A 26535-nucleotide genomic window follows, 5' to 3' on the forward strand; every position below is an offset into this window, starting at 1 on the left:
GTGGGCCGTTGTTATTTGCGGATTTCTGATGATAAGTCAGCACTGGGCCAGCAGGCAGATAGCAAAAGGCCCAAACCGGGTTTGGGCCTTTGCTGATGACGGTGCAGGTAAAAACTACTCCTGCTCCTTGTCGCGCTCCAGCGCCCGCTCCACCAGCGGCTCGGGCAGGCTCTTGGTCACCTCGACCCCCAGCTCGCGGAAACGCTCGACCTGCGCAATCAGGTTGCCACGGCCGTTGACCAGTCGTCCCATCGCCTTGTCGTAGCTCTCCTGCGCCTTGTGCAGACTGCCGCCCATCTGCTGCATCTCCTCCACAAACAGCCGCAGCTTTTCGTAAAGACGGCCGGCCCGTTCGGCAATCTGGCGGGCATTCTGGTTCTGCCGCTCGTAGCGCCACAAGTTCTCGATGGTGCGCAGCGCCACCATCAGGTTGGTGGGGCTCACCAGCAGGATGTTGTGGTCGAGGCCATAACGCACCAGCGAGGGATCGGCCTCCATCGCGGTGAGGAAGGCGGGCTCCACCGCCACGAACATCAGCACATAGTCGAGGGTGCGCACCCCGGGCAGCTGCTGGTAATCCTTGCGGCCCAGCTCGCGGATATGGTTGCGCACCGAGGCGACGTGTTCTTTCAGCGCCACCGCCTTCTCCAGCTCGTCCTTGGCGTTGTACCAGCGCTCGTAGGCGGTCAGCGACACCTTGGCGTCGATGATGATGTCCTTCTCCTGCGGCAGGTGGACGATGACGTCGGGCTGGCAGCGCTTGCCCCTCTCCACCTCGATATTGACCTGGGTGTGGTACTCGTGGCCCTCGCGCAGGCCGCACTCGCTGAGGATCCGTGCCAGCACCACTTCACCCCAGTTGCCCTGCTGCTTGCTGTCGCCCTTGAGGGCGCGGGTCAGTGCCGCCGCCTCTTCGGTCATGCGGGCATTGAGCTCGGCGAGGCGCTCCAGCTCGAACTTGAGGCTGTGGCGCTGGGCCGTCTCCTGGGCGTGGGTCTCACCCACCTGACGGCGAAAGCCCTCAAGTTGCTCTTTGAGCGGTGTGAGCAACAGATCGAGGCTGTTCTGGTTCAATTCGCGGAAGTTGCCGGAGTTTTGCTCGAAGATCCGGTTGGCGAGGTTCTCGAACTGCTGGCTGAGGCGCTGCTCCGCCTCCTGTTGCAGTTGCAGCTTCTCGGCGGCGGCCAGCCGTTCGCTGCGCAGGGTCGCTTCCGCATCCTTGAGGCGGGCAGTGAGCTTGATCAGCAGGGTCTGCTGCTGATCAAGCTTCTGCTGGCCCTGCATCCGCTCATCATGCAACTCGTCGAAGCGATCCTGCAACGCCTGATAACGCTCCTGCGCCAACATCAGCTCCTGAGCCTGCGCCGTGGCTGCCCGCCGCCCGATCAACCAGCCAAGCCCAAGGGCCAGCAGGGCCGCAGGCAACAGGATGATCCAGAGTCCGGGCTCGATCATTTACGGCTCCGCTGACGCAGGAAGAGTTCGAGATGGCGGTTAACCAAGATCCAGAGCACCACATAGATAAGATAGGCGGCCAGCACCACCCACTTGTGGCTGTTGACCCCGGTATCGAGCTCGGCGAACTCGATATCCTTGATGCGACAGTAGCCCCACATCAGCAGGGGAAAGACATAGAGCAGGGAAGCACGCCAGAGAAATAGCCACATATGTTCTCATTCAACCACGTAAAAAGACCCGCCTAGCTTACACAAGGGCAACAGCCCTTGCGATCCTGACGGCCGCTATTCTCTGGCCTGCTTCCCGAAACTTCGATAAAATTAACCCCTAATAGGTATCAGGGGCGAGCATGACTCACTATTTCCTCCGTTGGCTGACACAAGGTTGGCAAGCTTCCCGCAAGCCCGCCGTGGTTTGCCATGAAGCGCGCCCGCCATGGGCCATCGAAGAGTCCCAGTACCTCTCCCTCTGCACCCGCTGCGGCGAGTGTTTCAAGGCCTGCCCGCGCGGTCTGCTCAAACCGGCCAACCAGCCCGAATACAACGATACCCCGATCGCCGGTACGCCGATGCTCGATCTCGCCTGCGGCCAGTGCAGCTACTGCGGCAGCTGCGCCAGAGCCTGCCCCACTGGCGCCCTCGACCTGCAACTGGGCCGCCAGGTGCAGACCCGGGTTCAGATTGAACAGAGCTGCCAGGCACGGCAGGGCTTTTACTGCCTGCTCTGTGAAGATGCCTGTCCCCAGCAGGCGATCAAGGTCAGCGCCGACGGCATCAACGTCAACATGGACGCCTGCAATGGCTGCGGTGCCTGTGGCCTCGCCTGCCTGCACGGCGCCATTACCCTGATCCGCCAACCGGGCTGTCGTTGACAAGCAAAAGGGGCCATCAGGCCCCTTTCACATCTTGTTCGTTATTGTGCGCCCGATCAGGCCATGGTCACAATGGACTCCTGCTCGATACCCAACAGGTGGCAGAGACGGTTCGGATCGCGCACCGCATCGGCTAGGGTGTATTCACCCAGCACCTCAAGAAAGGCGTTCATGGCGCGGCGCAGAATGCCCTGAATGCGGCAACCACCGGAGAGGCGGCAGTTCTCGCGCTTGCAGTCGACCGGGCAGAGCACATGCTCCATGTCCATCACCACATCCCGCAAATTGATGGAGACCGCAGAGCGACCGAGGCGGATGCCACCATGCTTGCCGCGTACCGTCTCGATGTACCCCTTGATGCCAAGCTGGTGCACTATCTTGACCACATGGTTGCGAGAGATGGCGAAGGTATCGGCCACTTCGGTAATAGTCGACAGGCGATCTCCCGGCTGCACCGCCAGGAAGGTCAGGGTACGCAGGGCGTAGTCGGTAAATCGTGTCAGTTGCATGGTCGCACTTGCCTCTTACTACAAGCCAGGAATCAGGACGACAACATTGAGCTAAGAGGCAGGAGACAACCGGTTTGCCGCTGTTTGCCAGAGGGGGGCCTGTCTCTTAATCTGAGTTGCGGAGTGACAGGTTAAGAGCAGCACAACCGGGTGTCGATGAAGATGCACATAAATCGACACTTTCTTTGATTGATCGCAAACTTGCCGGGTTAGCCCGGTGTTTACCCGCTTTATTGCGGGTAAATATCCCGAACCGCCCCCCTCACCAAGCCCCTTCGACAAGCCGCCGCGCAGGCCGCGCGCCACCCCTCAATCGGCCGGCAGAGTGGTGGTTCAGTGGGGCTGTTTCAGCCAGTTTTTCAGTGCAAGCGAAGGGATGGAACTCTCGGAGGCAACCGCGAACGCGCCCCAGTCCACTGCACACTGCAGGGCATCCTTGATCGCCATACCCCGCGCCAGACCATGGATCAGGCCACCGGCGAAAGCATCTCCCGCCCCCGTGGTATCGACCACCGACACCGGCCGGGCGGCGACCCTGATCTGCTCGTCGCCGTGGATGGCCACCGCCCCCGCCTTGCCCTCGGTCAACACCAGCCATTCGAGCTGCTCCCCCGCCAGCTGGCGGGCGTGATGCCAGGGGTCGCTCACCTCCCCGAGATCTGAGCGGGAGGCCACCAGCACGTGGCAGGGACGGCGCGCTTGGCCGCCCTTAGGATACTGGGCCACCACGAAACTCTTGCTGAGCATCTGGCGCATGTAGCTGATGATGGCAGTGCCGGGATAGTTCACATAGAGGCAATCCACCCCCTCCAGCGGCAGATCGCCGGGCAGATCGGGGCGCCGCGGGCGACGCAGTATGGTGCGCTCGCCGGTGGAGTCCACCAGGATCAGCAGCTCGCCGGTCTCGCCGCCAAAGCGCTCCACATGGCTGCAATCCAGCCCGTGACCGGCCGCCTGTTCCAGCAGCCAGTCGCCGGTCTCGTCCAGCCCGATGCGGGAGGCGATGGTCACCTCGTGGCCCGCCCACACCAGCCCGATGCCGGTATTGGCCGCACCGCCTCCCAGCCTGCGCCCCTGATCCACATATTGCAGACGGGCCCCCGCCACCAGTGGTTCGGAGAGGGAAAGCACATGATCACAGTTGAGATTGGCAAGCAGCAGAATGCGGGACATAGAGACCTCGGACGATGGAGATAGCCCAAAAGAGACAGGCTGAACCCCGAGTAGAGCCCAGCCTGACAGAAGAGACAACCGGCAGCGATCGGGAATCCGATCGGGATCAATAGATGGGCAGCTCTACCCCGGCCAGCAGCTCGTCGATGCGCGCCTGACTCGGCTGCTGCATCACGCTCTGGATCACCTCCTTGGTGAGGTGGGGCGAGAAGGAGCTGATGAAGTCATACATGTAGTTCTGCAGCAGGATGCTCTTACTGAAACAGATCTGGGCCGGGCAGGGCTTGAACAGGTGCTCCAGATTGATGGAGACCAACCCGGGGCTGTCGGTGTCGTTGGCCACCAGCGAGGAGATGATGCCGATACCAAAGCCCAGCTCCACGTAGCGCTTGATCACCCCGGCGTCCATCACCGTCATGTAGTAGCTCGGGGTCAGCCCCGCTGCATGGAACACCTCGTCCTGCACCTGACGACCGGTGGCACCGCTCTCGTAACTGAGAATGGGGTAGTGGCAGAGCTGCTCCAGGGTCGGCTTCTTCACCTTGGCCAGCGGGTGATCCTGCGGCACCACCAGCGAAAGGGTCCAGAGGTAGGCGGGCAGCGCGATCAGCTCCTTGTCGAAGCCAATTTCGTGGGCAACGATGGAAAAATCGGAGTAACCCTTGCTGATCTGCTCCTTGCTCGCCGACATCACCGGATGGAGGTGGAACGAGATCTTGGGGTACTTCTTGGTGAAGTAGGTGACCGACTTGGGCAGCAGGTAGCGGGCGATGGTATGAGTGGTGTGAATATTGAGGGTGCCCACGGTCGGGTCCAGATACTCGCGGGAAATCGCCTTGATCTTGCTCTCGATGTTGAGCATCGCCTCGGCACACTTGATGATCTCCTCCCCCACCGGCGTAATGCGGTGCAGGTGCTTGCCACGACGCTCGAAGATCCTCACCCCCAGCTCGCTCTCCAGCAGGCCGATCTGCTTGCTTACCCCCGGCTGGCTGGTATAGAGCGCATCGGAGGCCACCGAGACGTTGAGGTTGTGGTCCCGGATCGCGATCAGGTACTTCAATTGCTGTAGTTTCAAGGCGTCACACTCTCACACTGGTTTGGCTCAGACAGGTTTGGCTCAGGCCGGGACGGCAATCAAGCCAGACAAACAGGCCGCCACATGGGCGGCCAGTGTACCATTCGCTCCCGACATCTCAGCGCTTGATCCTTCATTTTGCTACAAAATCTAGCATCCGAAGGGGTGGCTGACAAACCGGGCTCAGGCCGCGCCAGCCCGCAGCGGCAGGATCCCCAGAAACTGCAACAGCCATTGCATCATGGTGGCCGAGTCGACCTCCCCCTCCAGCGAAGAGAGGCTGCTCTGGTAGCGCTCGTCGGGTAACAGGCCACGACGACGCTCGATCAACGCCCGGTTGTACTCCACCGAGAACTCCGGATGCCCCTGAATGGCGACGATATGATCGCCCTGTAAAAACATGAAGTATGGACAAAAATCATTGCCTGCCAGCCGGGTCGCCCCCGGTGGCAGTAGGGCGACCTGATCCTGATGGCTGGCCAGAATGCGGATCTGATCCCGCGCCGGCGCCATCCAGGGTTCATCTGCCAGTATGGGATGTACCGACACTCCCAGCCCCCACCCCTTGGTGGACTTCACCACTTCGCCACCCAGCGCCTGGGCGATCACCTGATGACCGAAGCAGACACCGGCCAGCTTGACGTCGGCATCGTGCGCCTGGCGTATCCACGCCCGCAGCGCCTGAATCCAGGGGATATCGCTATAGGCATCGTGGCGCGAACCTGTGATGAGCCAGGCATCGCACTCGTGCAGATCCTCCGGCAGCTCCCCATCAAGAGCCGACCAGACCCGAAATTCCAGTTCGGGGGCCAGGGCTGCAAAGCCCCTGATAAACATCTCGGAGTAAACGGGGCCAAAACGATCCGCCAGATCGGGATCGAGCCGGTCACAATCGAGAATTCCCAATCGCATCTGTTGTTCCTTTACAGAGTTCGCCCCCGCCAATCATCGACCGGCGGGGGCAAGAGGTTAGGCCATGAGCACGCGCCAGCGCGTCACTTCATGGTTGGCATGGAGAACTCGGCACCACTGCGCAGGCTCTGGGGCCAGCGCGCCGTCACCGTCTTCATCCGGGTATAGAAGCGAACTCCATCCGGCCCGTGCATGTTGAGCGGCCCGAAGATGGAGCGCTTCCAGCCGCCAAAGCTGTGAAACGCCATCGGCACCGGAATGGGGACGTTCACCCCTACCATACCGACCTCTACCCGCACCGTGAAGTCCCGCGCAGTGTCGCCATCGCAGGTAAAGATGGCGGTACCGTTGCCGTACTCGTGCTCGTTGATGAGCCGCAGCGCCGTCTCGTAATCCGGCACCCGCACGATGGCGAGCACCGGGCCAAAGATCTCCTCGCGGTAGATGCGCATCTCGGGGGTTACCTCGTCAAACAGAGAGCCACCGATAAAGTAACCCTCGTCGTGGCTCAGCGTGCGACCATCGACCCGCAGCGCGGCCCCTTCGGCCACCCCCTGATCCACGTAGCCGCGTACCTTGGCCAGATGCTCCTTGCTGATGAGCGGCCCCATCTCGCTCTCCGGGCTCTGGCCCAGCCCCGGGCCCACCCGCAGTTTTTCCACCAGCGGTGTCAGTTTGGCCACCAAGGCATCGGCGGTCTCGTCACCCACCACCACGGCCACCGAAATCGCCATGCAGCGCTCACCGGCCGCACCATAGGCGGCCCCCATCAGGGCGGAGACCGCCTGCTCGAGGTCCGCATCCGGCATCACCACCATGTGGTTTTTGGCGCCGCCCAGCGCCTGCACCCGCTTGCCGTGGGCCGAGGCGGTGGCGTAGATGTACTGGGCGATGGGGGTGGAGCCGACAAACGACACGGCGCCGACCCGCGGATCGGTCAGCAGCACATCCACCACCTCCTTGTCACCGTTCACCACGTTGAGCACGCCGTCTGGCAGACCGGCCTCCTTGAGCAACTCGGCCATCCGCAACGAGAGGGAGGGATCCTTCTCGGATGGCTTGAGAATGAAGGTGTTGCCGCAGGCGATGGCGACCGGGAACATCCAGAGCGGCACCATGGCCGGAAAGTTGAACGGGGTGATACCGGCGCAGACACCCACCGGCTGCATCATGGAGTAGCTGTCCACCCCGCGCCCCACATTGAGGGAGTGCTCCCCCTTGAGCAGATGGGGGATGCCGCAGGCAAACTCCACCACCTCGAGACCGCGGGTCAGCTCACCCTGCGCATCGGTGAAGACCTTGCCGTGTTCGCGACTGATCAGTTGGGCGAGCTCGTCCCTGTGCTGCTCCATCAACGCCTTGAAGCGGAAAAAGACCCGGGCCCGCACCAGCGGCGGGGTTTGCGACCAGTCGGCAAAGGCGCGCTCGGCGATGGCGATCGCCTCCTGACACTCGGCAGCGCTGGAGAGCCCGACGCTCCCCTGCTGCTTGCCGCAGGCGGGATTGAAGATGGCACCCTGGCGCTCGCTGCGACTCTCCTGGCGCTTGCCGTTGATGAAGTTGCTGACCCTGTATGTCATGTATCCTCCGTGATATCTAATGTGGTGACTGCGTTGCGCTTTCTGATATGCGCCAACGCAAGGCCCCGCCAGTGCGGGGCCATCAAATGGATTAGGGTTGTGTCTGCAGAACATCCTGCAGCAGGGTGAAGAGATCGTCGATCTGGCTGCGCTCGATGATGAGGGGTGGCGACAGGGCAATGATGTCCCCCGTCACCCGGACAAGCGCCCCCTTCTCGAAGCAGCGGACAAACACTTCATAGGCGCGCTTGCCCGGCGCATCCGGCATGGATTCGAGCTCGATACCCGCCACCAGCCCGTAGTTGCGTACATCCTTCACATGCTTGCAGCCCTTCAGCGAATGGGCCGCCTCCTCCCAGTAGCCCGCCAGATCGGCAGCGCGGCTGAGCAGGTTCTCGTTGCGATAGATCTCGAGGGTCGCGAGACCAGCGGCCGCCGCCACCGGATGGCCGGAGTAGGTGTAGCCGTGGAACAGCTCGATGGCCCCCTTGCCTGCGGCCATCATGTCGTCATAGATGTGCTTCTGCACCAGCACAGCCCCCATGGGGATGGCGCCATTGGTCAGCCCCTTGGCGCAAGTAATCATATCGGGGATGACATCAAACTCTTGCGCCGCAAAGGGGGAACCGAGGCGGCCGAAACCAGTGATCACCTCGTCAAAGATCAGCAGGATACCGTGTTTGGTACAGATCTCCCGCAGCCGCTTGAGGTAACCTTTGGGCGGCATCAGCACGCCGGTGCTGCCGGCGATGGGCTCGACGATCACCGCCGCGATATTGCTGGCATCGTGCAGGAAGACGATCTTCTCCAGCTCGTCGGCCAGCGCCACATCCTCCTCTGGCAACCCCTTGGTGAAGGCATTCTTGGCGATGTTGAGGGTGTGGGGCAGGTGATCAACGCCGGTCAGCAGGGAGCCGAACCACTTGCGGTTGCCGGGAATGCCCCCCACCGAAATACCGCCAAAACCGACCCCATGATAGCCGCGCTCACGGCCAATCAGTCGGGTGCGGGTGCCCTGACCACGGGCTCGCTGCCAGGCGAGCGCAATCTTCAGGGCGGTATCGACCGACTCTGAGCCGGAGTTGGTATAGAAGACGTGGCCAAATCCCTTGGGCGCTATCTCCACCAGCTTGTTGGCCAGCTCGAACGGCAGGGGGTGGCCCATCTGGAAAGTGGGGGCAAAATCGAGGTGGGAAATCTGCTGGGAGACCGCCTCGGCAATCTCGCGCCGACCATGGCCCGCGTTGCAACACCAGAGTCCGGCAGTGCCATCCAGTATCTTGCGGCCATCCTCTGAGTGATAATACATCCCCGCTGCCGACTTCAGGATACGCGGTGCCGCCTTGAACTGCTGATTGGCGGTGAACGGCATCCAGAAAGCGGACATGTCGGAGGGCGTATTGATGTCGCTGATCGGTTTCATGGTCACCTCATCCTTAAGGTGTTTAGCAACTATCGGCCTATGCCTATTAAATTAAACACCTAAATCCATAAAAAAGGGCTCATTATCGCCCTGTCTGATGCCACCCCTAGCTAGATGACGCTACAGGGTGGTATAAGATATTTAACACAAATTTAATAATAGTAAACAGTCAAGGAGTGTCTATCGATGGATATCGGTCACCGTCTCAAGGCGGTTCGCACCAAGGCGGCCCTCTCCCAGCGCGAGCTGGCCAAACGCTCGGGCGTGACCAACGGATTCATCTCCCAGATCGAAAAGAATCAGGTGAGCCCGTCAGTTGCCTCCCTGCGCAAAGTACTGGAAGGGATCCCCATGTCGCTGGCCAGCTTTTTTACCGACGAGACCGAAATGGACTCCGAAGTGATCTTCCGCGCCGCCGACATGCCAGATCTCGGCACGCATCCCATCAGCTACCGGCTGGTGGGCCACAGCCGCGCCAACCGCGCCATCGGCATGTTGCAGGAAGTGCTGCCACCCGGTGCCGACACCGGCGACGACATGCTGAGCCACGAGGGTGAAGAGTGCGGCATCGTCATCAAGGGCGAAGTTGAAGTGACCGTGGGCGAGCAGATCTACTTGCTGACACCGGGCGATGGCTACTACTTTGACAGCCGCACCCCCCACCGTTTTCGCAATGTGGGCGAGCAGGAGTGCGTGTTGATTTCAGCCAATACCCCCGCCAGTTTCTAACAGGGTGATATGGGGTCGGCCTGTTGCCAACGTTTAATGAATTGTTACAAGGTGGATTTACATGTGGCAGGATGTTTAGCATAGTGATACGCGGAAACTGACTTTTGCCGGTTCAAGGAGTGAACATGAGTGACCTGACCCAGGCCCAGTGGCAACACAAGGCCGCCCATCTGACCCTGCCCTCGCAAGCCTTTATCAACGGCAGTTATCGGGATGCCGTTAATGGCGCCACCTTCGACTGTATCAACCCGGCCAACGGCAAGCTGCTAACCAGAGTGGCTGCCTGCGACGACGCCGATGCCGAACTGGCGGTACAGGCCGCGCGCGATGCCTTCAACGATAAACGCTGGAGCGGTCTGCCACCCAAGCAGCGCAAACTGATCATGCAACGTTTCGCCGAGCTGATGCGCCTTAACCTGGTAGAGTTGGCGCTGCTCGAGTCGCTGGACATGGGCAAGCCCATCGGCGATGCCATGGGCTACGATGCCCCTGCCGCCGCCAACTGCATCGCCTGGAACGCCGAGGCCATCGACAAGATCTACGATCAGGTCGCGCCGGTGGAGGAGTCCGCCCTGGCGCTGGTGACCCGGGAAGCCCTGGGCGTAGTCGCAGCCATAGTCCCGTGGAACTTCCCGCTGGTGATGGCCTGCTGGAAGCTGGGCCCGGCGCTCGCCACCGGCAACTCGGTGATCCTCAAACCTTCCGAAAAATCCCCCCTGACCGCCCTGCGCATCGCGGGACTGGCCAAAGAGGCTGGCATTCCGGACGGCGTGCTCAACGTGCTGCCGGGCTTTGGCCATACCGTGGGCGAGGCGCTGGCCATGCACATGGATGTGGACTGCATCACCTTCACCGGCTCCACCAAGATCGGCAAGCATCTGGTGCAGTGCTCCGGCAAGTCCAACCTCAAGCGGGCCTTTATGGAGTGTGGCGGCAAGAGCCCTAACATCATACTGGCCGATGTGCCGGATCTGGACGCCGCCGCCAAGAGCGCCGCTGGTGCCATCTTCTACAACCAGGGCGAGGTGTGCACCGCCGCCTCTCGCCTGCTGGTGCAAAACAGCATCAAGCCGCAGTTTATGGAGCGGCTGCTGGCCCATGCCCGCGAATGGATCTCCGACAATCCGCTCGACCCCGCCACCCGCATCGGCGCCATGGTGGACCACATCCAGATGGAGCAGGTACTGCGCTATGTCGAGATTGGCAAGCAGGAGGGGGCCAAGCTGCTGCTGGGGGGCAAGCGCACCAATCTGGAAAGCGGTGGCTTCTATATCGAGCCCACCATCTTCGATGAGGTGACTCCCGAGATGCGCATCTTCCGCGAAGAGATCTTCGGCCCTGTGCTGGCGGTCACCGGCTTCGATACGCTGGAGGAGGCCATCGCCCTTGGCAACGACAGCGACTACGGGCTGGCGGCCGCAATCTGGACGGCAGATCTCAACAAGGCGGTGAAAGGCTCCCGCGCCCTGCGTGCCGGTACCGTGTTCGTCAACAACTGGGACGGCGGCGACATGACCATGCCATTCGGCGGATTCAAGCAGTCCGGCAACGGCCGCGACAAGTCGTTGCACGCGCTGGAGAAGTACACCGAGCTGAAAAGCACCTGGATCCAGCTGGAATAAAGTGACAAATTCGCCATAGCCAGAGACAAAGGGGGAGACATCCCCCTTTTGCATTTTTGGCCTTCCATCACCAGGTGCAGTGCTTATAATGACAAAAAATCCAACATGTTAAATTAAAAGACAAAAATGCTATTTTTTCTGGGAAGCGTACTTTTTCTGGTGATCGGGTTACCCCTGCTGTTCTTCGTGCTGGGGTACGGCGAGGCCTACGTGACCTGGGGCCCCTGGATCTCCGCCATCGCCCTGATGTTGTGGCTGTTGATGGACGTCGACAAGATCCGCCGCGGCAAAGGCTGACCGGTAAGCCACTCTCTTCCACAACCAAACTTCATTTATTAACTTCTTTCCCCGCAAAAGGATCGCTACACTGATTTTTTGCGATGTTTTCCCGCATCCAACGCTTCAGTAAAGGTCATCCGCATGCCGCAACAGATCCAGCGTCAGGGCGTTATTTACGCTTTGTGCGCCTATACCCTTTGGGGCATAGCCCCCATCTATTTCAAGACGATTTCTGCCGTCCCGGCTGCCGAGATCCTGACCCACAGGATGGTCTGGTCGTGCGCCCTGCTGCTGATACTGACTCTGCTCGGCCGTCAGTGGCACAAGGTGCAGGCTGTGCTGCGTCAGCCAAAAGTGTTGCTCACCCTGGCCTTCACCTCGGTCACCGTCGGCGGCAACTGGCTGCTGTTCATCTGGGCCATCAACAACGGCCATATGCTGGATGCCAGCCTCGGCTACTACATCAACCCCCTGTTCAACGTGCTGCTCGGCATGCTGTTTCTGAACGAGAGGTTGCGTCGTCTGCAGTGGTGGGCGGTCGGGCTGGCCTTTGTCGGGGTGGCGATCCAGCTCATCGCCTTTGGCTCCCTGCCCTGGATTGCCCTGGTGCTGGCGGTGAGCTTCGCCATCTACGGCCTCATTCGCAAGAAGCTGGCCCTTGATGCGCTCACCGGCCTGCTGATCGAGACCATGATCATGCTGCCCCCGGCCGCCTTCTATCTGTGGGGTATTGCAGACAGCCCCACCAGCCACATGACAGAAAACAGCTGGCACCTGAATCTGCTGCTGATCGCCGCAGGCGTGGTCACCACTGCCCCCCTGCTCTGCTTCACCGCCGCTGCGACCCGGCTCAAGCTCTCCACCCTGGGCTTCTTCCAGTACATAGGCCCCAGCCTGATGTTCATCCTGGCTGTCACCCTGTACGGCGAGGCTCTGGCGCTGGACAAGATGATCACCTTCGCCTTTATCTGGAGCGCCCTGGTGCTATTCAGTCTGGACGGGCTGCGCAGCGGCAGCCGCCGGCCGGTGACACAGCAGGATTGACGGGGTGGCTCGTCGCGCTGAAATAATCTACAAACCTTGAGCCGGCTTTCAGGTTATCAATAGACGATGAGCACACCCCACTCCCGCATCCACTACTGGCAATCCCGGCTGCTGCCGGGGGTTGAACTCTCCCATTCCCACCACAAGGAGTTCAGCTATGGCCGCCATGTTCACCTCGACTATCACATCGGTCTGGTGCAGCAGGGCGGCCAGAGATTCATCCACAAGGGCAGCAGCCACAACCTGGTGCGCGGCGAGCTCTCCACCGTCAACCCGGACGAGATGCACGACGGCCTGAGCCTGCTGCCGGAAGGGTACGAGGTGCGGGTGTTCGCCATCGCCCCCGAACAACTGGCCATCTGGCTGCCGGACAGCCCTGAACCCTTTTTCGACAAGGGGCTACAGAGCCGTCCCGACCTCTATCTGGGTTTCACCCGCCTGCACATGTATCTGGACGAGGCTCCCGAACCTGACGGTCTGCTGGCGGAGAGCCAACTGCTGGCCCTGCTTGGCGAGCTGCTGCATCTCGCCCCCGAACGCCACGTCCTGGCCGATACCCAGCTCAGATACCTGCGCGACCATCTGCTGGCCCGGCTCGACGAACGCAACAGCCTGGAGGATCTGGCTGCCCTGTTCGGGCTGGATCGCTTCGCCTTCCTGCGCCAGTTCAAGAAGAAGACTGGCATGACCCCCTACGCCTGGCTCAAGCGACTGCGGCTGGAGCGCGGCAAGCGCCTGCTCTGCAGCGGCCTGCCGGTGAGCGAGGTGGCGCTCGCGGTCGGCTTCTTCGATCAGAGCCACTTTCACCACGGGTTCCGGCAGGCCTTCGGCCTAACCCCCGCCGAATATCGCCAGCAGATGCGCCCCGTCTCAGGCGTACCGGGCTGACGACAGCCACTGGCACGGACGAATCAGCGGCGATCGGTGCAATCTTTTACAATCAAACCGGCCCCACCTCCTTCATCCTGTGACCTCATCATGTCGTTGAGGTTATGCCCATGTTTACCAGCCTGTTTCTGACCATAGGCCTCATCCATCTCGTTGCCCTGGCGAGCCCGGGCCCCGACTTCGCGCTGATCCTGCGCACCAGCCTGCACAGGCCCACTGCCCTTGGCGCGGCCCTCGGCATCGCGCTCGCCATCTTGCTGCACGCCACCCTGAGCCTGACCGGCATCAGCTTGCTGATCGCCGAGCACCGCTGGTTGTTCATGGTGGTGAAGATGGTCGGCGCCCTCTATCTGGGCTGGCTCGGCTGGGGGGCGCTGATGGCCGCCTGGCAAGGGGCGGATGAGCCGGCTTTCAAGGCCGGTGGCGAGCGTGCCGGTTGGCGCAAGGGGGTACAGATCGGCCTGGCCACCAACTTGCTCAATCCCAAGGCGCTGTTGTTCTTCATGGGGCTGCTGGCGGCCATGGTAACACCCCAGGTGGATGGCCTGACCCGAGGACTGCTGGTGCTGGAGCTATTCCTGCTGTCGCTCTTCTGGTTCGGAGCCCTGGCCTGGAGCCTCTCCACCGTCCGTGCCCAACAACTGATCGGCCGGATTCAACGCCCCCTCAACCTGGTGACCGGCCTGCTGTTTGGCGCCGTCAGCCTCTCCATCCTGGGTGGCATGCTGGGCGAACTCTCTCGTGCCTTCTCCTGATCAGTGAAGCGTCACCCCCTGTCGTACTGGCCCCTGTTGTGCACCATGTCGGCAGACTAGCCCCACTCTGCTGTTCACCCTGCGGGCAAGCCGCGCAGTACATTGATCTGGATGGGGTTTTCTTTTCACTTTCGACGTAAAGAGCCAATCAGCACGGGTCCCGTTTGTCGTGGAGGAATAGGATGCTCGGCTATCTTCCATGACACACAGGAAACAACATCATGAATCGAAAATGATCGCTCCCCATCGTGGCAATCGCGGGGGGGGGGGACGTTACTCTGGCTAGGCAACACCTTTGGTATGAAATGGGCTCTGATGGCCCTGATCGGATTCGGCTTCGGCTTCGGCTTCACCCTCTCCTTCAGCCGCTTCGGCATCGTCTTCGGTTGGCGCGAGATGCTGACCAAACGCAACAGTTACCATATGCGGATTCATCTGCTAACCATTGCCATCGAAATCCTGCTGTTCACCACCTTCCTCTCCTTGAGCCACGCCCTGTTTGGCGATGCCATGGTGGGCAACGTGATGGCTATCGGCATTCCTTTCATCGTCGGTGCCTTCCTGTTCGGCATCGGCATCCGTCTGCAGCCGCTGTTCGGGCTCTGATCTGCCACACGAAACATCATAAAAAACGGGAGGCCAGGCCTCCCGTTGTCGTCTCTACGGCGGTTACTGTGCCGGCTGGGAGACCCCTTCCAGATGGATTTCTACCCGGCGATCCGGCGCCAGACAGGCGATCAGCTGCTGGCGGGACTGGCTGGCACAGCGGTCACCGGTCACCGGATTGGCCTTGCCACGCCCCTCGACCCGCACCTTGTCGGCATACAGCCCCTTGCTGACCAGATAGTTGGCCACGCTTCTTGCGCGCTGTTCGGAGAGGGAGAGGTTGTAGGTGTCGGAACCGATACGATCCGTATAGCCCACCACGGTGGCCTCCCCGTCTTTCGGATTGGCCGCCACTATCTGGCTGAACAGGTTGTCCAGCGCCTGGTTGGCTTCCGGCTTCAGGGTTGCCTTGTTGAACTCGAACAATACGTCAGAACTCAGGCTAAAGGTCTTGGGCAGCACCACCGCCGCCGGGGCTGGCTCAACTGCCGGAGCGGGGGCCGGGGCGGCAACCTCGCCACCTTGCTGACCGAAACGATAGAGCATGCCGAACGAGAGCAGACCGTTATCCAGCTCGATGCCGGACCGATCGAGAGAGGCGTCGCCCAGCGGCGTAGTGTACTGGTACTCCAGACGGGCGGCCCAGTCACGATCGATGGCGTATTCGGCGCCGAGCGCCCCAACAAATGCGGCACCATGCTTTTTACCGGTCTCGTTGATATTGGCGAAGCTGATCTCGCTATCCGTCCAAGCGTAGGCACCGCCCAATCGGCCATACAGGTCGAGCACGTTCGTTGCGGGGAAGCTGATCTTCATGGTGGCCTGAATCATCTGACTCTTGGCTTCTGCCTTCAGGGCTGTCATACCACTGCCCCCTTTCAACTTGTATTTGCCCAACCAGTCATAACCCAGCTCAAAACCAAGATTGGGGTTGAGTTGATAGCCAGCAAATGCGCCCAACCCCAGATCGTCGGTGTTCTCGCTATTGTTACCTACCGCGCTGAAGGCATTGGCTATCTCTTGGTTTTTGTCCACCCCGTAGTAGTTCGACCAACCGGCCTTGCCACCGACATACCAGGTATTGTCCTGAGCGGCGGCATGTACCGCCCCCGTTGCCAGCAAACCACTGACCAGAACGGCAAGCATCGATTTTTTCATTTTTGGCCTCTGCAATAAGTCGTTATGGGCGCCTGAGTGCGCACTATCCCTGTGTGAAGCCGTCAGGCGGCCTCGCTGTGACTTAGGGTATCCCATTCCGAAGTAGCCTCAAATGACCAGCCCATCAGGAGTGTGAACTTGTCTGCAATATGGTGACTCTGGGGTGTGAAATCAGATCATTGGCCACTCTCGAGGCAGGTGTATGGACAACGGTTTGTTGTGCCCAGCGAAGAGTTTCAGGATGACAAACGGCCAGATGATCTAGCAACGCAGTACTGATCGCATCCTCGCAATGCAAAATACGCCCTAATGCCAAGCTTGCCAGCTGCGATCTTCCACGTTGGTTGGCTCCCACCAGAAGGTCGCGGCAGCCAGTCCAGCAGCACGACTGCGCGCGGTATATTTGCTACTCGGACGTTGATCCAAAAAGTCGTGTAGGCACTCATCGAGTGCGAGAAATGGGGCAAGCTGCTGTACATATCCAGAAAACTGAGTCTGGTAAAATTCCTGGCATTGCCGCTCCTGGCCTTGCATATCTAGTGATCCTTTTCCTGCCATCGAACCCTGATATTCAAAGAGATTGATACCAGCCGTTTATTTGAGGCCCACAACGAGTCGGGCAATCTGTATGGAAGGAAATAGTTAACACGTTGCCAAGAAGGGGGAAGCAACGGAGGATGAGCCAATAGCTAGCGATTGCAGATGTGGTAAACAGGGGAGTAAATCAAAATGCCCCACAGAACTGGGGGACCGGAAAAGCACAAGGGCCTAGCCGAAGCTAAGCCCTTGTTGAATTTGGTCGGTGTGAGAGGATTCGAACCTCCGACCCCTTCGTCCCGAACGAAGTGCGCTACCAAGCTGCGCTACACACCGATGTCTGCGGGACGGGAATTTACCGAAAGCCCCGACCTGACACAAGCCTTTTTTTCATTTGGAGGAAAAAAAGGGCAATACGCTCAACTATCCAGCACTCTTTTTCACCCGTTTACCACCGGGTAGCCAGCTGGTGACATTCCGGCAACCCGGACTCAGATCAGCCGCAGCGCTTCCGGCCCCAGCAGGCGACGCTGCCAGTCGGCCACTGTGCCATGCTCCAGCCAGTTGGCCGCGTGCTGGCGCCAGTTGGGCGAAAGAGCCGGATTTTCCAGCAACAACAGCAGATCGGCTTCATTGCGCGCCTGATTAAACAGGATATCCGCCGTGCGCTTCACTGTCAGCTCGGGATAGGGCCTGTCTACCAGCTCCATGATCATATCGGGCGCGACCATCCCCTCCTCCAGCACCCGCAACAGCCAGCCACAGCGGCCATTGAGCTGCATCACCTGCGACAGCTGGCCATAGCCAAAGCGCTGGTTGAGCTTGAAACAGGGGGATCTTGGCTGGCTAATCTGGATCAGCGCGTCGCCAAGCCGATAGACATCGCCGATACAGGCTTGTGTCTCGGTCAGACCAGAGCCGGAGAGGTTCTCGCCAAAAGCGGCAGCTTGCCAGGGGGCACGTGGTGCGGGCAGGCCCAATGCCGTTTGCCAGGTCTGCCACCAGAGATAGTGGTCGGCGGGATAGTAGTGAAGCGCTCGATCCGGGCCACCGTGGTGGCGCTGGTCACTCTGTTCATCTCCGTCCAGTCCGGCAAAGGAGCAACGAACCGGTGCAGAGATTGGCTGCTTGTGAATCGCAGTGGTGAGGCCCGGCACCAGTTCGGTGCCCCGCCCGCGAAAAAGGGAGATCCGCATACTCATCCTCCGGGTTGACGAGAATGCGGATCTTATCACGAGGTCAGGCAACCGCCTGCATCTGGGTGGTCATGGCAATCTCGGCGCGACGGCGTTTTTCTGACCTTGCCATCAGATACCAGCTGCCGAAGGTGAACAGTGACACCGACAGCAGGATCAGGCTGGCCACCGCGTTGATCTCGGGTTTGACACCGAGCCGCACCGCCGAGAAAACCTCCATCGGCAAGGTGGTGGAGCCCGGGCCGGAGACAAAGCTCGCCAGCACCAGGTCATCGAGCGACAGGGCGAACGACATCATGCCGCCCGCCGCCAGCGAGGGGGCGATCATCGGGATGGTGATCAGGAAGAACACCTTCCACGGCTTGGCGCCGAGATCCATCGCCGCCTCCTCGATGGAGAGATCCAGCTCCCGTAACCGCGCCGATACCACTATCGCCACATAGGCGGTACAGAAGGTGGTATGCGCGATCCAGATAGTCACCATGCCCCGCTCGGCAGGCCAGCCCACCAGTTGGGCCATGGCCACGAACAGCAACAACAGCGACAGACCGGTGATCACCTCGGGCATCACCAGCGGTGCCGTCACCATGCCGCCAAACAGGGTCCGACCACGGAAGTGGGGGATCCGGGTCAGCACGAAGGCGGCCACCGTCCCCAGCGCTACCGAGGCGATCGCGGTGTAAAAGGCGATCTCCAGCGAGCGGAACACAGACCCAATCAGCTGCTTGTTATCGAGCAGGCCGAAATACCATTTGAGCGACCATCCCCCCCACACCGTCACCAGCTTGGAGGCGTTGAAGGAGTAGATCACCATGATGACCATGGGCAGGTAGATAAACAGCAGCCCCAACCAGAGCATCAGCTTGGCAAAACCAAAACGTCTCATCATGCCTTGCCCTCCAGCTCTTTAGCCTGATTACGGTTGAAGAGGATGATCGGAATGATCAGCACCGCCAGCATCACCACCGCCAGGGCAGAGGCGACCGGCCAGTCGCGGTTGTTAAAGAACTCCTGCCACAGCACCTTGCCGATCATCAGGGTCTCCGGGCCGCCCAGCATTTCCGGGATGACGAACTCCCCCACCACCGGGATGAACACCAGCATGCAGCCGGCGATAATGCCGTTTTTAGAGAGGGGCACGGTGATCTGCCAGAACCGGGTCAGGTTGCGGGCACCCAGGTCGGAGGCAGCCTCCAGCAGGCTCTGATCATGCTTGACCAGATTGGCGTAGAGCGGCAGCACCATGAACGGCAGGTAGGAGTAAACGATACCGATATAGACCGCCAGGTTGGTGTTGAGGATCTGCAGCGGCTCGTTGATAAGACCAATCCCCATCAGCACGCTGTTGAGCAGACCGTTGTTACTGAGGATCCCCATCCACGCATAGACCCGGATCAGGATGGCGGTCCAGGTCGGCATCATGATCAGCAGCAGCAGAACGGTCTGGGTCTCCTTGTTGGCCCGGGCGATAGAGTAAGCCATCGGATAGCCAATCAGCAGGCAGAGCAGGGTGCTGATAAACGCCATCTTGAGGGAGCCCAGATAGGCGGCAATATAGAGCTCATCCTCCTGCAGCAGCAGGTAGTTGCCCATGTTGAGCAGAATGGTGAGCTGATTGTCGGCCCAGCTCACCACATTGGTGTAGGGCGGGATGGCCACATCCGCTTCCGCAAAGCTGATCTTCAGCACGATGATGAAGGGCAGCAAGAAGAAGAGGAACAGCCAGAAGAAGGGGATGCCGATCACCAGTCGGCGCCCCCCACCCCGTTTCAGTCGTTGCAAGATCTTCATGATTGCAGCACCACGCCACTGTCATCTTCCCAGTAGAGGAACACCTGGTCATCCCAAGTTGGCCGCTTGCCGTGGCGTTCGGCATTGGCGATGAAAGCCTGAACGATTTTGCCCGAGGGCAGCTGGATGTGGTAAACCGAATGTCCGCCCAGATAGGCGATGTCATAGACCTCACCCTTGGTCCAGTTGAAGTCCGGGTGCTCGATCTCCTCCGGCTTTTGCAGACTCATCAGCAGTTTTTCCGGCCGCAGGGCGTAGGTCACCTTCTTGTTCTCGGCGCGGGAGCTGATGCCGTGGCCCACATAGATGGGCTGCTCCAGATCGGCGCAGGCGATGGTGGCGTGGTCCTGCTCATCCTCCACCAGCAGGCCGTCGAACAGGTTGACGTTGCCGATAAACTCGCACACCAGCCGGCTGGCGGGGGTTTCGTAGATATCCATCGGACTACCGATCTGTTCGATACAGCCCAGATGCATGATGGCGATCCGCTCCGCCATGGTCATCGCCTCTTCCTGATCGTGGGTCACCATGACGCAGGTTACGCCGACTCGCTCGATGATCTCCACCAACTCCAGCTGCATCTTGGAACGCAACTTCTTGTCGAGGGCTCCCATGGGTTCGTCGAGCAGCAGCAACTTGGGACGCTTGGCCAGCGAACGGGCCAGCGCGACCCGCTGGCGCTGGCCACCGGAGAGCTGGTGTGGCTTGCGGCGGGCATACTGGGTCATCTGCACCAGCTTGAGCATCTCTTCGACCCGGGCATCGATCTCGGCCTTGGGCAGCCCATCCTGCTTGAGACCGAAGGCGATATTCTGCGCCACCGTCATATGGGGAAACAGGGCGTAGGACTGGAACATCATGTTGATGGGGCGTTCATAGGGCGGCATATCTGTGATGTCGACCCCGTCGAGGAACAGCCGCCCCTCGGTCGGGCGCTCAAAGCCCGCCAGCATCCGCAGCAGGGTCGATTTGCCGGAACCGGACCCGCCGAGCAGGGCGAAGATCTCCCCCTTGTGAATATTCAGGGAAACATTGTCTACCGCCAGGGTCTCATCGAACTGCTTGCTGACCCTGTCAATTTTTACCAGCACTTCTTTGCGTTGCTGGCTGCCCTCGAGGGCTTTCTTATAGGCACTGGAGGCTATCGCCATTACCAAACTCCCGAACGTGATACCGGCCTCACGGCCAATCCATTAAAGCGATTTGGCGCCCCCGACGGGCACCAAGGTTAGGTACCGGACTTGATCTTGGTCCAACTCCGGGTAATTAGACGCTGTACCGAGCGGGGATGTGCTTCCTGCACATAGAGTCGCTCCAGTACAGCCTGAGGTGGATAAACCCCCTCATCGTTGCGCACTGCCTCATCCATAAACTCGCCCGCCTTGGCGTTGGGATTGGCATAGCCCACATAGTTGCTGACCTTGGCGATCACTTCAGGCTGCAGAACATAGTTTATGAGGGCGTGTGCCTCTTTGACATTGGTGGCATCAGACGGGATGGCCATCATGTCGAACCAGAGGTTGCCCCCCTCTTTCGGAATGCTGTAGGCAATTCTCACCCCCTTGCCAGCCTCGTCGGCACGAGCCGCTGCTTGCAAAATGTCACCAGAGAAGCCCGCCGCCACACAGATATCGCCATTGGCCAGATCGCCGATGTACTTGGACGAATGGAAATAGGTTACATAGGGGCGCACCTTGAGTAACTGCTCTTCGGCACGTTTGATGTCGTCAGCCTTATGGCTGTTGGGATCGAGCCCCAAATAATTGAGTACGGCGGGGATCATCTCATCGGCAGAGTCGAGGAAGGCGACGCCACAGCGGGAGAGTTTCGCCATGTTTTCCGGTTCGAAGATAGTGGCCCAGGAGTCAATCTTGTCGACCCCCAGCACCGCCTTGATTTTGTCGACGTTATAGCCGATGCCGTTGGTTCCCCACAGATAGGGCACCGCGTACTGATGGCCCGGATCCACCTTGTCGAGCTGCTTGAGCAGCACGGGATCCAGGTTGGCCAGATTGGGCAGCAGGGATTTATCCAGTTTCTGGAAGGCTCCCGCCTTGATCTGCTTGGCCAGGAAATTATTGGAGGGCACCACCAGATCGTAACCGGTCCGCCCCGTCAGCAACTTGCCTTCAAGGGTCTCATTGGAGTCAAATACGTCATAGACGGTCTTGATCCCGGTCGCCTGCTGGAAATCGCTGAGGGTGGTCTCGCCGATATAGTCTGACCAGTTGTAGAAGTGCAGCATAGGCGCAGCCTGGGCCACATTCGCCAATCCCATGGTCAGCGCTATGGTTATCAACTTGGTGCTGTTCACGATGTCAGTTCTCCTGTGCAGTGGTTAACCGTCTGCGCATCCATTCGCGCGGCCCATCCGGTTGGATGGCATCACTACCCTCCCGGCCGAACTGCGGACCGGGAGGGGCATTTCTTACTTACTTGCCGGACTTGATCTTGGTCCAGCTGCGGGTCATCACCCGCTGCACCTTGGCCGGCAGATCCGGGAAGGTGTAGATTTTCTGCAAGGTTGCGGAGTCAGGGTAAACCCCCGGATCGGTACGGATTGCCTCGTCAACCAGCGGGGTCGCCGCCTTGTTGCCATTAGGCGCCTGCACCTGGTTGGTGATATTGGCAATCACCTCGGGTTTCATCAGGTAGTTGATGAAGGTGTGGGCTGCCTCGACATTCTTGGCATCCGCCGGGATGGCGACCATGTCAAAGAAGCTGCCTGCCCCCTCTTTCGGGATGGTGTAGGTCAATGCGACGCCGTTCTTGGCCTCTTCCGCCCGCGCCTTGGACTGCTGCAAATCCATGGAGTAACCCACGGCGACGCAGATGTTGCCGTTGGCCAGATCCGAGATGTATTTGGAGGAGTGGAAATAGGCGGTGTAGGGACGGATGGAGAGGAACAGCGCCTCGGCCTGCTTCAGCTCGTCCGGCTTCTGACTATCCGGCTTGAAGCCCAGATATTGCAGGGCGGCCGGCAGCATTTCGGTCGGCGAGTCGAGGAAGGAGACGCCGCACTCCTTGAGCTTGGCCATGTTCTCCGGCTTGAACACCAGATCCCAGGAGTTGACCGGCGCATCGGCGCCCAGCACGGCCTTCACCTTCTCGGCGTTATAGGCATAACCAATGGTTCCCCACAGATAGGGGATCGAGTACTGATTGCCCGGATCGCTCGGCTCGAGTGCCTTGAGCAGGTTGGGATCCATATTTTGCCAGTTGGAAAGCTTGGACTTGTCCAGCTTCTGGAACACGCCAGCCCTGATCTGCTTGGCCAGGAAGGGGTTGGACGGCACCACGATATCGTAGCCCGAACTGCCCGCCAGCAACTTGGCTTCCAGTACCTCGTTGCTGTCGAACACGTCATAGACCACCTTGATACCCGTCTCTTTCTGGAACTCTTCCAGCGTGTTTGGCGCGATATAGTCGCTCCAGTTGTAGACGTGCAGCACCTTCTCTTCGGCCATTGCTCCGGCACTTGCCATGACCAGAGCCACAGAGGCAGCGATCATTCCCGTTTTGAAAGACATCATCCTTGTCTCCTAAGCAAATTGTATGCGCATGCCAACCTGCCTGGCGGCAGCTATCCCTTCAGCTTTGCAGCCGTCAGATCCAGACTGAGCCTGGCCAGCTTGACCAATTCATCAACCTGTTCCTCGGTGATGACCAAGGGGGGCGATATGATCATGGTATCGCCTACCGCCCTCATCACCAAGCCATTGTTAAAGCAGAACTCCCTGCATGTCATCCCGGCATTTGCCTGTGTCGGGAAACGCTGGTTGGTCTGCTTGTTCTGGACAATTTCCAGCGCGGCCACCAGCCCGCGACCACGGGTTTCCCCCACCAGCGGATGGTCAGCCAGCTCCGCCCAACGGCGCTGCAAATAGGGCCCGATGGTATCATGAACACGCTTAACTATGCTTTCCCTCTGCATAAGCTGGATGTTGGCCACCGCCACGGCGCAGGAGACCGGATGGCCCGAATAAGTGAAACCGTGGTTGAACTCCCCCCCTTCCTCCACCAGCACTTTCGCAACCCGATCACCCACCATGACGGCACCGAGCGGCAAATACCCGGAGGTGATGCCTTTGGCCAGACACATCAGATCCGGCTTGATGCCAAACCCTTCGCTGGCGAACCAGTGGCCGGTGCGGCCAAAACCGCAGATCACCTCGTCGGCGATCAGCAAAATGCCGTAATGATCGCAGATACGCTGGATCTCCGGCCAGTAGCTGTCAGGCGGAATGATGACGCCGCCAGCACCCTGGATCGGTTCGCCGATAAAGGCGGCGACCTTGTCCACTCCCAGCTCCAGAATCTTCTGCTCCAGCTGGCGGGCCCGCTCCAGTCCGAACTCGTGAGGGTTCATCCCCTGCCCCTCACCGAAGTGGTAGGGCTGATCGATGTGGACTATGCCGGGAATAGGCAGATTGCCCTGCTGATGCATGCCCTTCATGCCGCCGAGGCTGGCCCCTGCCACGGTGGAGCCGTGATAGGCGTTGTGACGGCTGATGATCACCTGTTTGTCAGGGTGCCCCTTGCTGGCCCAGTAGTGGCGCACCATCCGCAATACGGTGTCGTTACACTCGGAGCCGGAACCGGTGAAGAAGACGTGGTTCATATGAGCCGGCGTCACCTCGGCCAGCAGGGTGGCCAGCTCGATCACCGGCGGGTGAGCGGTCTGGAAGAAGAGGTTGTAATAGGGCAACTGCTGCATCTGGCGGGTGGCGGCATCCACCAGCTCCTGACGACCGTAACCCATGTTGACGCACCACAATCCCGCCATGCCATCGAGAATGCGCTTGCCCTCGGAGTCTTCCAGATAGACGCCGCTGGCCTTGGTGATGATGCGACTGCCCTTCTTGTTCAGGGCCTGAAAGTCGCTAAAGGGGTGCAGGTGGTGGCTGGCATCAAGCTGTTGCCACTCACGGGTCGTCTGCTGCATTTGTTGCTCCTCGGTTCCTTCGATTTGGCAGGAATTTTTGTCAATTAATGGGGATGTCCACCATAGTCACCGCCACTCTCGGACGGTCTGTTGCATGGCTTGATCCCCGGTTACTTCTACTCAAGCTAAAAATGGTCGCCCCCACTTCAATCGAAGCAATGGCCAGCCTTTGCTCCCGCAAGCGGTTGCCGACAGGGCATCCTCATCCTGTCTCACCGGCTGTACAGGCTGAGGAGGCTGCCAGCCTCCCCGGGTCGGACGATGGGTGGCCGGCACGCCTCCGGGTCAGACGTTCAGCAGCAGGAATTCGCGCTCCCAGCGGCTGATCACCCCGAAGTAGGTCTCGTACTCCTTGCGCTTCACCGCGACAAAGGCGCGGGTGAAACGCTCACCCAGCAACTCCTTGATGGGCTCACACTGTTCGAGATGGCTGAGCGCCTCCTCGAGCGAGCGCGGCAGACTGTAGGGCAGGTCGTAGGCGCTGGATTTCATCTCTTGCATCGGCTCCAGCTTCTCCATCATGCCGAGATAGCCGCAGGCCAGGGTGGCGGCCAGCGCCAGATAGGGGTTGGCGTCGGCGCCGGCGAAGCGGTTCTCCACCCGGCGGGCACTGGCCTCAGAGAAGGGCACCCGCAGCCCGCATGTGCGGTTCTCCACCCCCCACTGCACGTTGCGCGGCGCGCTCTCGCCAAAGGTGAGGCGGCGGTAGGAGTTGACGTTGGGGGCCAGCAGCGCGGTCACCGCCGGGGTGTACTTCTGCAGACCTGCGATGAAGTGCATGAACAGCTCGGAGTTGCCGCCGTTCTCGGTGCCGAACAGGTTACGGCCGTTCACATCTTCCAGACTCTGGTGGATGTGCATGGCGGAGCCGGGCTCGTCACTCATCGGCTTGGCCATAAAGGTGGCGTAGATGCCGTGCTTGTGGGCCGCTTCCCGCATGGTGCGTTTGAACAGGAACACCTGATCCGCCAGATCGACGGCGTCACCGTGCAGGAAGTTGATCTCCATTTGGGCGGCGCCGGATTCGTGGATCAGGGTGTCCACCTCCAGCTCCTGCGCCTCGCAATAGTCATACATATCCTCGAAAATGGGGTCGAATTCGTTGACCGCGTCGATACTGAACGACTGGCGGGCGGTCTCCGGACGACCGTTGCGCCCCACCGGCGGTACCAGGGGATAGTCGGGGTCTTCGTTGCGCTTGACCAGGTAGAATTCCAGCTCGGGGGCCACCACCGGCTTCCATCCCTGCTTCTCGTAAAATGACAGGACCCGACGCAACACGGAGCGCGGTGCGATGTCGATCAGCTTGCCGTTGACGTCGTAACAGTCGTGGATAACCTGAGCGGTGGGCTCCAGCGCCCAGGGGACGAAACGGATGGTATTGGGGTCAGGATAGAGTTGCATGTCCCGTTCCAGCGGGTCGATCATGCTGTCATCATCCGGATATTCGCCGGTCACTGTCTGGGTGAAGATCACTTCGGGCAGACGCATGCCCCCTTCTCGCAAAAACTTGTTGGCTGGGATGATCTTGCCCCGAGCGTTGCCGGTGAAATCCGGGAACAGGCACTCCACTTCCGTGATGCGATTGCTCTCCATCCAGCCCTTGATACTGTCCATGTTAAACCCCGACTCTACGGTTGCCATTGGCAAAGGTGTCTAATATATGGAACACCCTTGTTATAAAATTGTAATCAACACCACCATAAAAGCCCGCTATCAGGGATAATGTCAAGCCATAGTGTTTAAAAAACTATAAATGACGGCGCATATAATGACCAAATCGATACCAAATACTAAACACTCGAGCACCACTCAACTCTCTGCAAGGCCAATGCCAACAACGGATGAAAAAGGTACGAGTCTCCTTCTGACAGGGCCATTTTTTTGCAAGGACGCACAATCCTTATCCTATTTGCTTTGCTTGGCTGCATTTTTTTGGTACAAGGCCCGCCCTGATTTGCACTCTCTTGCATGAAAACGG

The 26535-nt window shown here is 59.9% G+C and carries 24 protein-coding genes, 1 tRNA gene and 1 pseudogene; 8 read left to right on the forward strand and 18 right to left on the reverse strand.

Annotated elements, in window-relative coordinates:
- Positions 1–114 precede the first annotated feature (114 nt).
- Both rmuC and BN1125_RS10895 read right to left on the reverse strand, forming a co-directional pair.
- Positions 115–1455, reverse strand: a complete 1341-nt coding sequence (gene rmuC / locus BN1125_RS10890; protein ID WP_042012318.1) for a DNA recombination protein RmuC — start codon at positions 1453–1455, stop codon at positions 115–117.
- Positions 1452–1667: a hypothetical protein gene (locus BN1125_RS10895; RefSeq protein ID WP_042012319.1), complete on the reverse strand. Its 216-nt coding sequence runs from the start codon at positions 1665–1667 to the stop codon at positions 1452–1454. The genes rmuC and BN1125_RS10895 overlap by 4 nt, the downstream gene beginning before the upstream one ends.
- A gap of 140 nt (positions 1668–1807) precedes the next feature.
- Between BN1125_RS10895 and BN1125_RS10900 the strand changes: the two genes are divergently transcribed.
- Positions 1808–2329 (forward strand): ferredoxin-type protein NapF, encoded by a 522-nt coding sequence (locus tag BN1125_RS10900; protein ID WP_042012320.1) that lies wholly within the window; start codon positions 1808–1810, stop codon positions 2327–2329.
- A 56-nt stretch (positions 2330–2385) separates the two neighbouring features.
- On the opposite strand, the gene BN1125_RS10905 is transcribed toward BN1125_RS10900, so the two are convergent.
- The 6 genes from BN1125_RS10905 to aptA all read right to left on the reverse strand — a co-directional run bounded on the left by BN1125_RS10905 (position 2386) and on the right by aptA (position 9004).
- Positions 2386–2838 carry an Rrf2 family transcriptional regulator gene (locus tag BN1125_RS10905; RefSeq protein ID WP_042012321.1) on the reverse strand — a complete coding sequence of 151 codons (453 nt, stop codon included), beginning with the start codon at positions 2836–2838 and terminating at the stop codon, positions 2386–2388.
- A 333-nt stretch (positions 2839–3171) separates the two neighbouring features.
- On the reverse strand, positions 3172–4011 hold the full coding sequence (locus tag BN1125_RS10910; RefSeq protein WP_042012322.1) for a PfkB family carbohydrate kinase: 840 nt from the start codon (positions 4009–4011) through the stop codon (positions 3172–3174).
- Between the two features lie 106 nt (positions 4012–4117).
- Complete coding sequence (locus tag BN1125_RS10915) at positions 4118–5089, reverse strand: LysR substrate-binding domain-containing protein (RefSeq protein WP_042012323.1); 972 nt, start codon at positions 5087–5089, stop codon at positions 4118–4120.
- Positions 5090–5272: 183 nt separating this feature from the next.
- A complete protein-coding gene (locus BN1125_RS10920) occupies positions 5273–6001 on the reverse strand; it encodes a glutamine amidotransferase-related protein (RefSeq protein ID WP_042012324.1) in 729 nt (242 codons plus the stop codon).
- A gap of 83 nt (positions 6002–6084) precedes the next feature.
- Complete coding sequence (locus BN1125_RS10925; RefSeq protein ID WP_042012325.1) at positions 6085–7581, reverse strand: CoA-acylating methylmalonate-semialdehyde dehydrogenase; 1497 nt, start codon at positions 7579–7581, stop codon at positions 6085–6087.
- Positions 7582–7672: 91 nt separating this feature from the next.
- A complete protein-coding gene (gene aptA / locus BN1125_RS10930; protein WP_042012326.1) occupies positions 7673–9004 on the reverse strand; it encodes an omega-aminotransferase AptA in 1332 nt (443 codons plus the stop codon).
- 186 nt (positions 9005–9190) lie between these two features.
- Between aptA and BN1125_RS10935 the strand changes: the two genes are divergently transcribed.
- The 7 genes and pseudogenes from BN1125_RS10935 to BN1125_RS10960 form a co-directional block, all read left to right on the forward strand.
- Positions 9191–9733 carry a cupin domain-containing protein gene (locus tag BN1125_RS10935; protein WP_042012327.1) on the forward strand — a complete coding sequence of 181 codons (543 nt, stop codon included), beginning with the start codon at positions 9191–9193 and terminating at the stop codon, positions 9731–9733.
- Positions 9734–9858: 125 nt separating this feature from the next.
- Complete coding sequence (locus BN1125_RS10940; RefSeq protein ID WP_042012328.1) at positions 9859–11355, forward strand: aldehyde dehydrogenase; 1497 nt, start codon at positions 9859–9861, stop codon at positions 11353–11355.
- Between the two features lie 126 nt (positions 11356–11481).
- Positions 11482–11652 (forward strand): hypothetical protein, encoded by a 171-nt coding sequence (locus BN1125_RS19255; RefSeq protein ID WP_167562315.1) that lies wholly within the window; start codon positions 11482–11484, stop codon positions 11650–11652.
- 123 nt (positions 11653–11775) lie between these two features.
- Positions 11776–12678, forward strand: a complete 903-nt coding sequence (rarD, locus tag BN1125_RS10945; protein WP_042012329.1) for an EamA family transporter RarD — start codon at positions 11776–11778, stop codon at positions 12676–12678.
- A gap of 66 nt (positions 12679–12744) precedes the next feature.
- Positions 12745–13566: an AraC family transcriptional regulator gene (locus tag BN1125_RS10950; protein ID WP_042012330.1), complete on the forward strand. Its 822-nt coding sequence runs from the start codon at positions 12745–12747 to the stop codon at positions 13564–13566.
- A 110-nt stretch (positions 13567–13676) separates the two neighbouring features.
- Positions 13677–14321 carry a LysE family translocator gene (locus BN1125_RS10955; RefSeq protein WP_042012331.1) on the forward strand — a complete coding sequence of 215 codons (645 nt, stop codon included), beginning with the start codon at positions 13677–13679 and terminating at the stop codon, positions 14319–14321.
- Between the two features lie 300 nt (positions 14322–14621).
- Positions 14622–14906: pseudogene (locus BN1125_RS10960) on the forward strand (YeeE/YedE thiosulfate transporter family protein); the annotation flags it as partial.
- 84 nt (positions 14907–14990) lie between these two features.
- On the opposite strand, the gene ompA reads toward BN1125_RS10960, so the two are convergent.
- From ompA to BN1125_RS11015, 10 genes are all read right to left on the reverse strand, one after another.
- On the reverse strand, positions 14991–16085 hold the full coding sequence (gene ompA, locus BN1125_RS10965) for a porin OmpA (RefSeq protein WP_042012333.1): 1095 nt from the start codon (positions 16083–16085) through the stop codon (positions 14991–14993).
- Positions 16086–16881: 796 nt separating this feature from the next.
- Positions 16882–16958: transfer RNA gene (locus BN1125_RS10975), tRNA-Pro, on the reverse strand.
- Positions 16959–17113: 155 nt separating this feature from the next.
- Positions 17114–17818 carry an MOSC domain-containing protein gene (locus tag BN1125_RS10980; protein ID WP_042012335.1) on the reverse strand — a complete coding sequence of 235 codons (705 nt, stop codon included), beginning with the start codon at positions 17816–17818 and terminating at the stop codon, positions 17114–17116.
- 43 nt (positions 17819–17861) lie between these two features.
- Positions 17862–18707: an ABC transporter permease subunit gene (locus tag BN1125_RS10985; RefSeq protein WP_425283635.1), complete on the reverse strand. Its 846-nt coding sequence runs from the start codon at positions 18705–18707 to the stop codon at positions 17862–17864.
- Positions 18704–19609: an ABC transporter permease subunit gene (locus tag BN1125_RS10990; protein WP_042012336.1), complete on the reverse strand. Its 906-nt coding sequence runs from the start codon at positions 19607–19609 to the stop codon at positions 18704–18706. Before BN1125_RS10990 ends, BN1125_RS10985 begins: the two co-directional genes overlap by 4 nt.
- Positions 19606–20760: a polyamine ABC transporter ATP-binding protein gene (gene potA / locus BN1125_RS10995; RefSeq protein ID WP_005340704.1), complete on the reverse strand. Its 1155-nt coding sequence runs from the start codon at positions 20758–20760 to the stop codon at positions 19606–19608. The genes BN1125_RS10990 and potA overlap by 4 nt, the downstream gene beginning before the upstream one ends.
- Positions 20761–20837: 77 nt before the next feature.
- The gene (locus tag BN1125_RS11000) at positions 20838–21887 is read right to left on the reverse strand and encodes a polyamine ABC transporter substrate-binding protein (RefSeq protein WP_244268495.1); all 1050 of its coding nucleotides are present in this window, start codon (positions 21885–21887) and stop codon (positions 20838–20840) included.
- 154 nt (positions 21888–22041) lie between these two features.
- Positions 22042–23139 (reverse strand): extracellular solute-binding protein, encoded by a 1098-nt coding sequence (locus tag BN1125_RS11005; protein WP_084202300.1) that lies wholly within the window; start codon positions 23137–23139, stop codon positions 22042–22044.
- A 53-nt stretch (positions 23140–23192) separates the two neighbouring features.
- Positions 23193–24554, reverse strand: a complete 1362-nt coding sequence (locus BN1125_RS11010; protein ID WP_042012339.1) for an aspartate aminotransferase family protein — start codon at positions 24552–24554, stop codon at positions 23193–23195.
- 285 nt (positions 24555–24839) lie between these two features.
- On the reverse strand, positions 24840–26171 hold the full coding sequence (locus BN1125_RS11015) for a glutamine synthetase family protein (protein WP_042012340.1): 1332 nt from the start codon (positions 26169–26171) through the stop codon (positions 24840–24842).
- Positions 26172–26535 lie beyond the last annotated feature (364 nt).

This window comes from Aeromonas fluvialis, assembly GCF_000819885.1.
Lineage (GTDB): Bacteria > Pseudomonadota > Gammaproteobacteria > Enterobacterales > Aeromonadaceae > Aeromonas > Aeromonas fluvialis.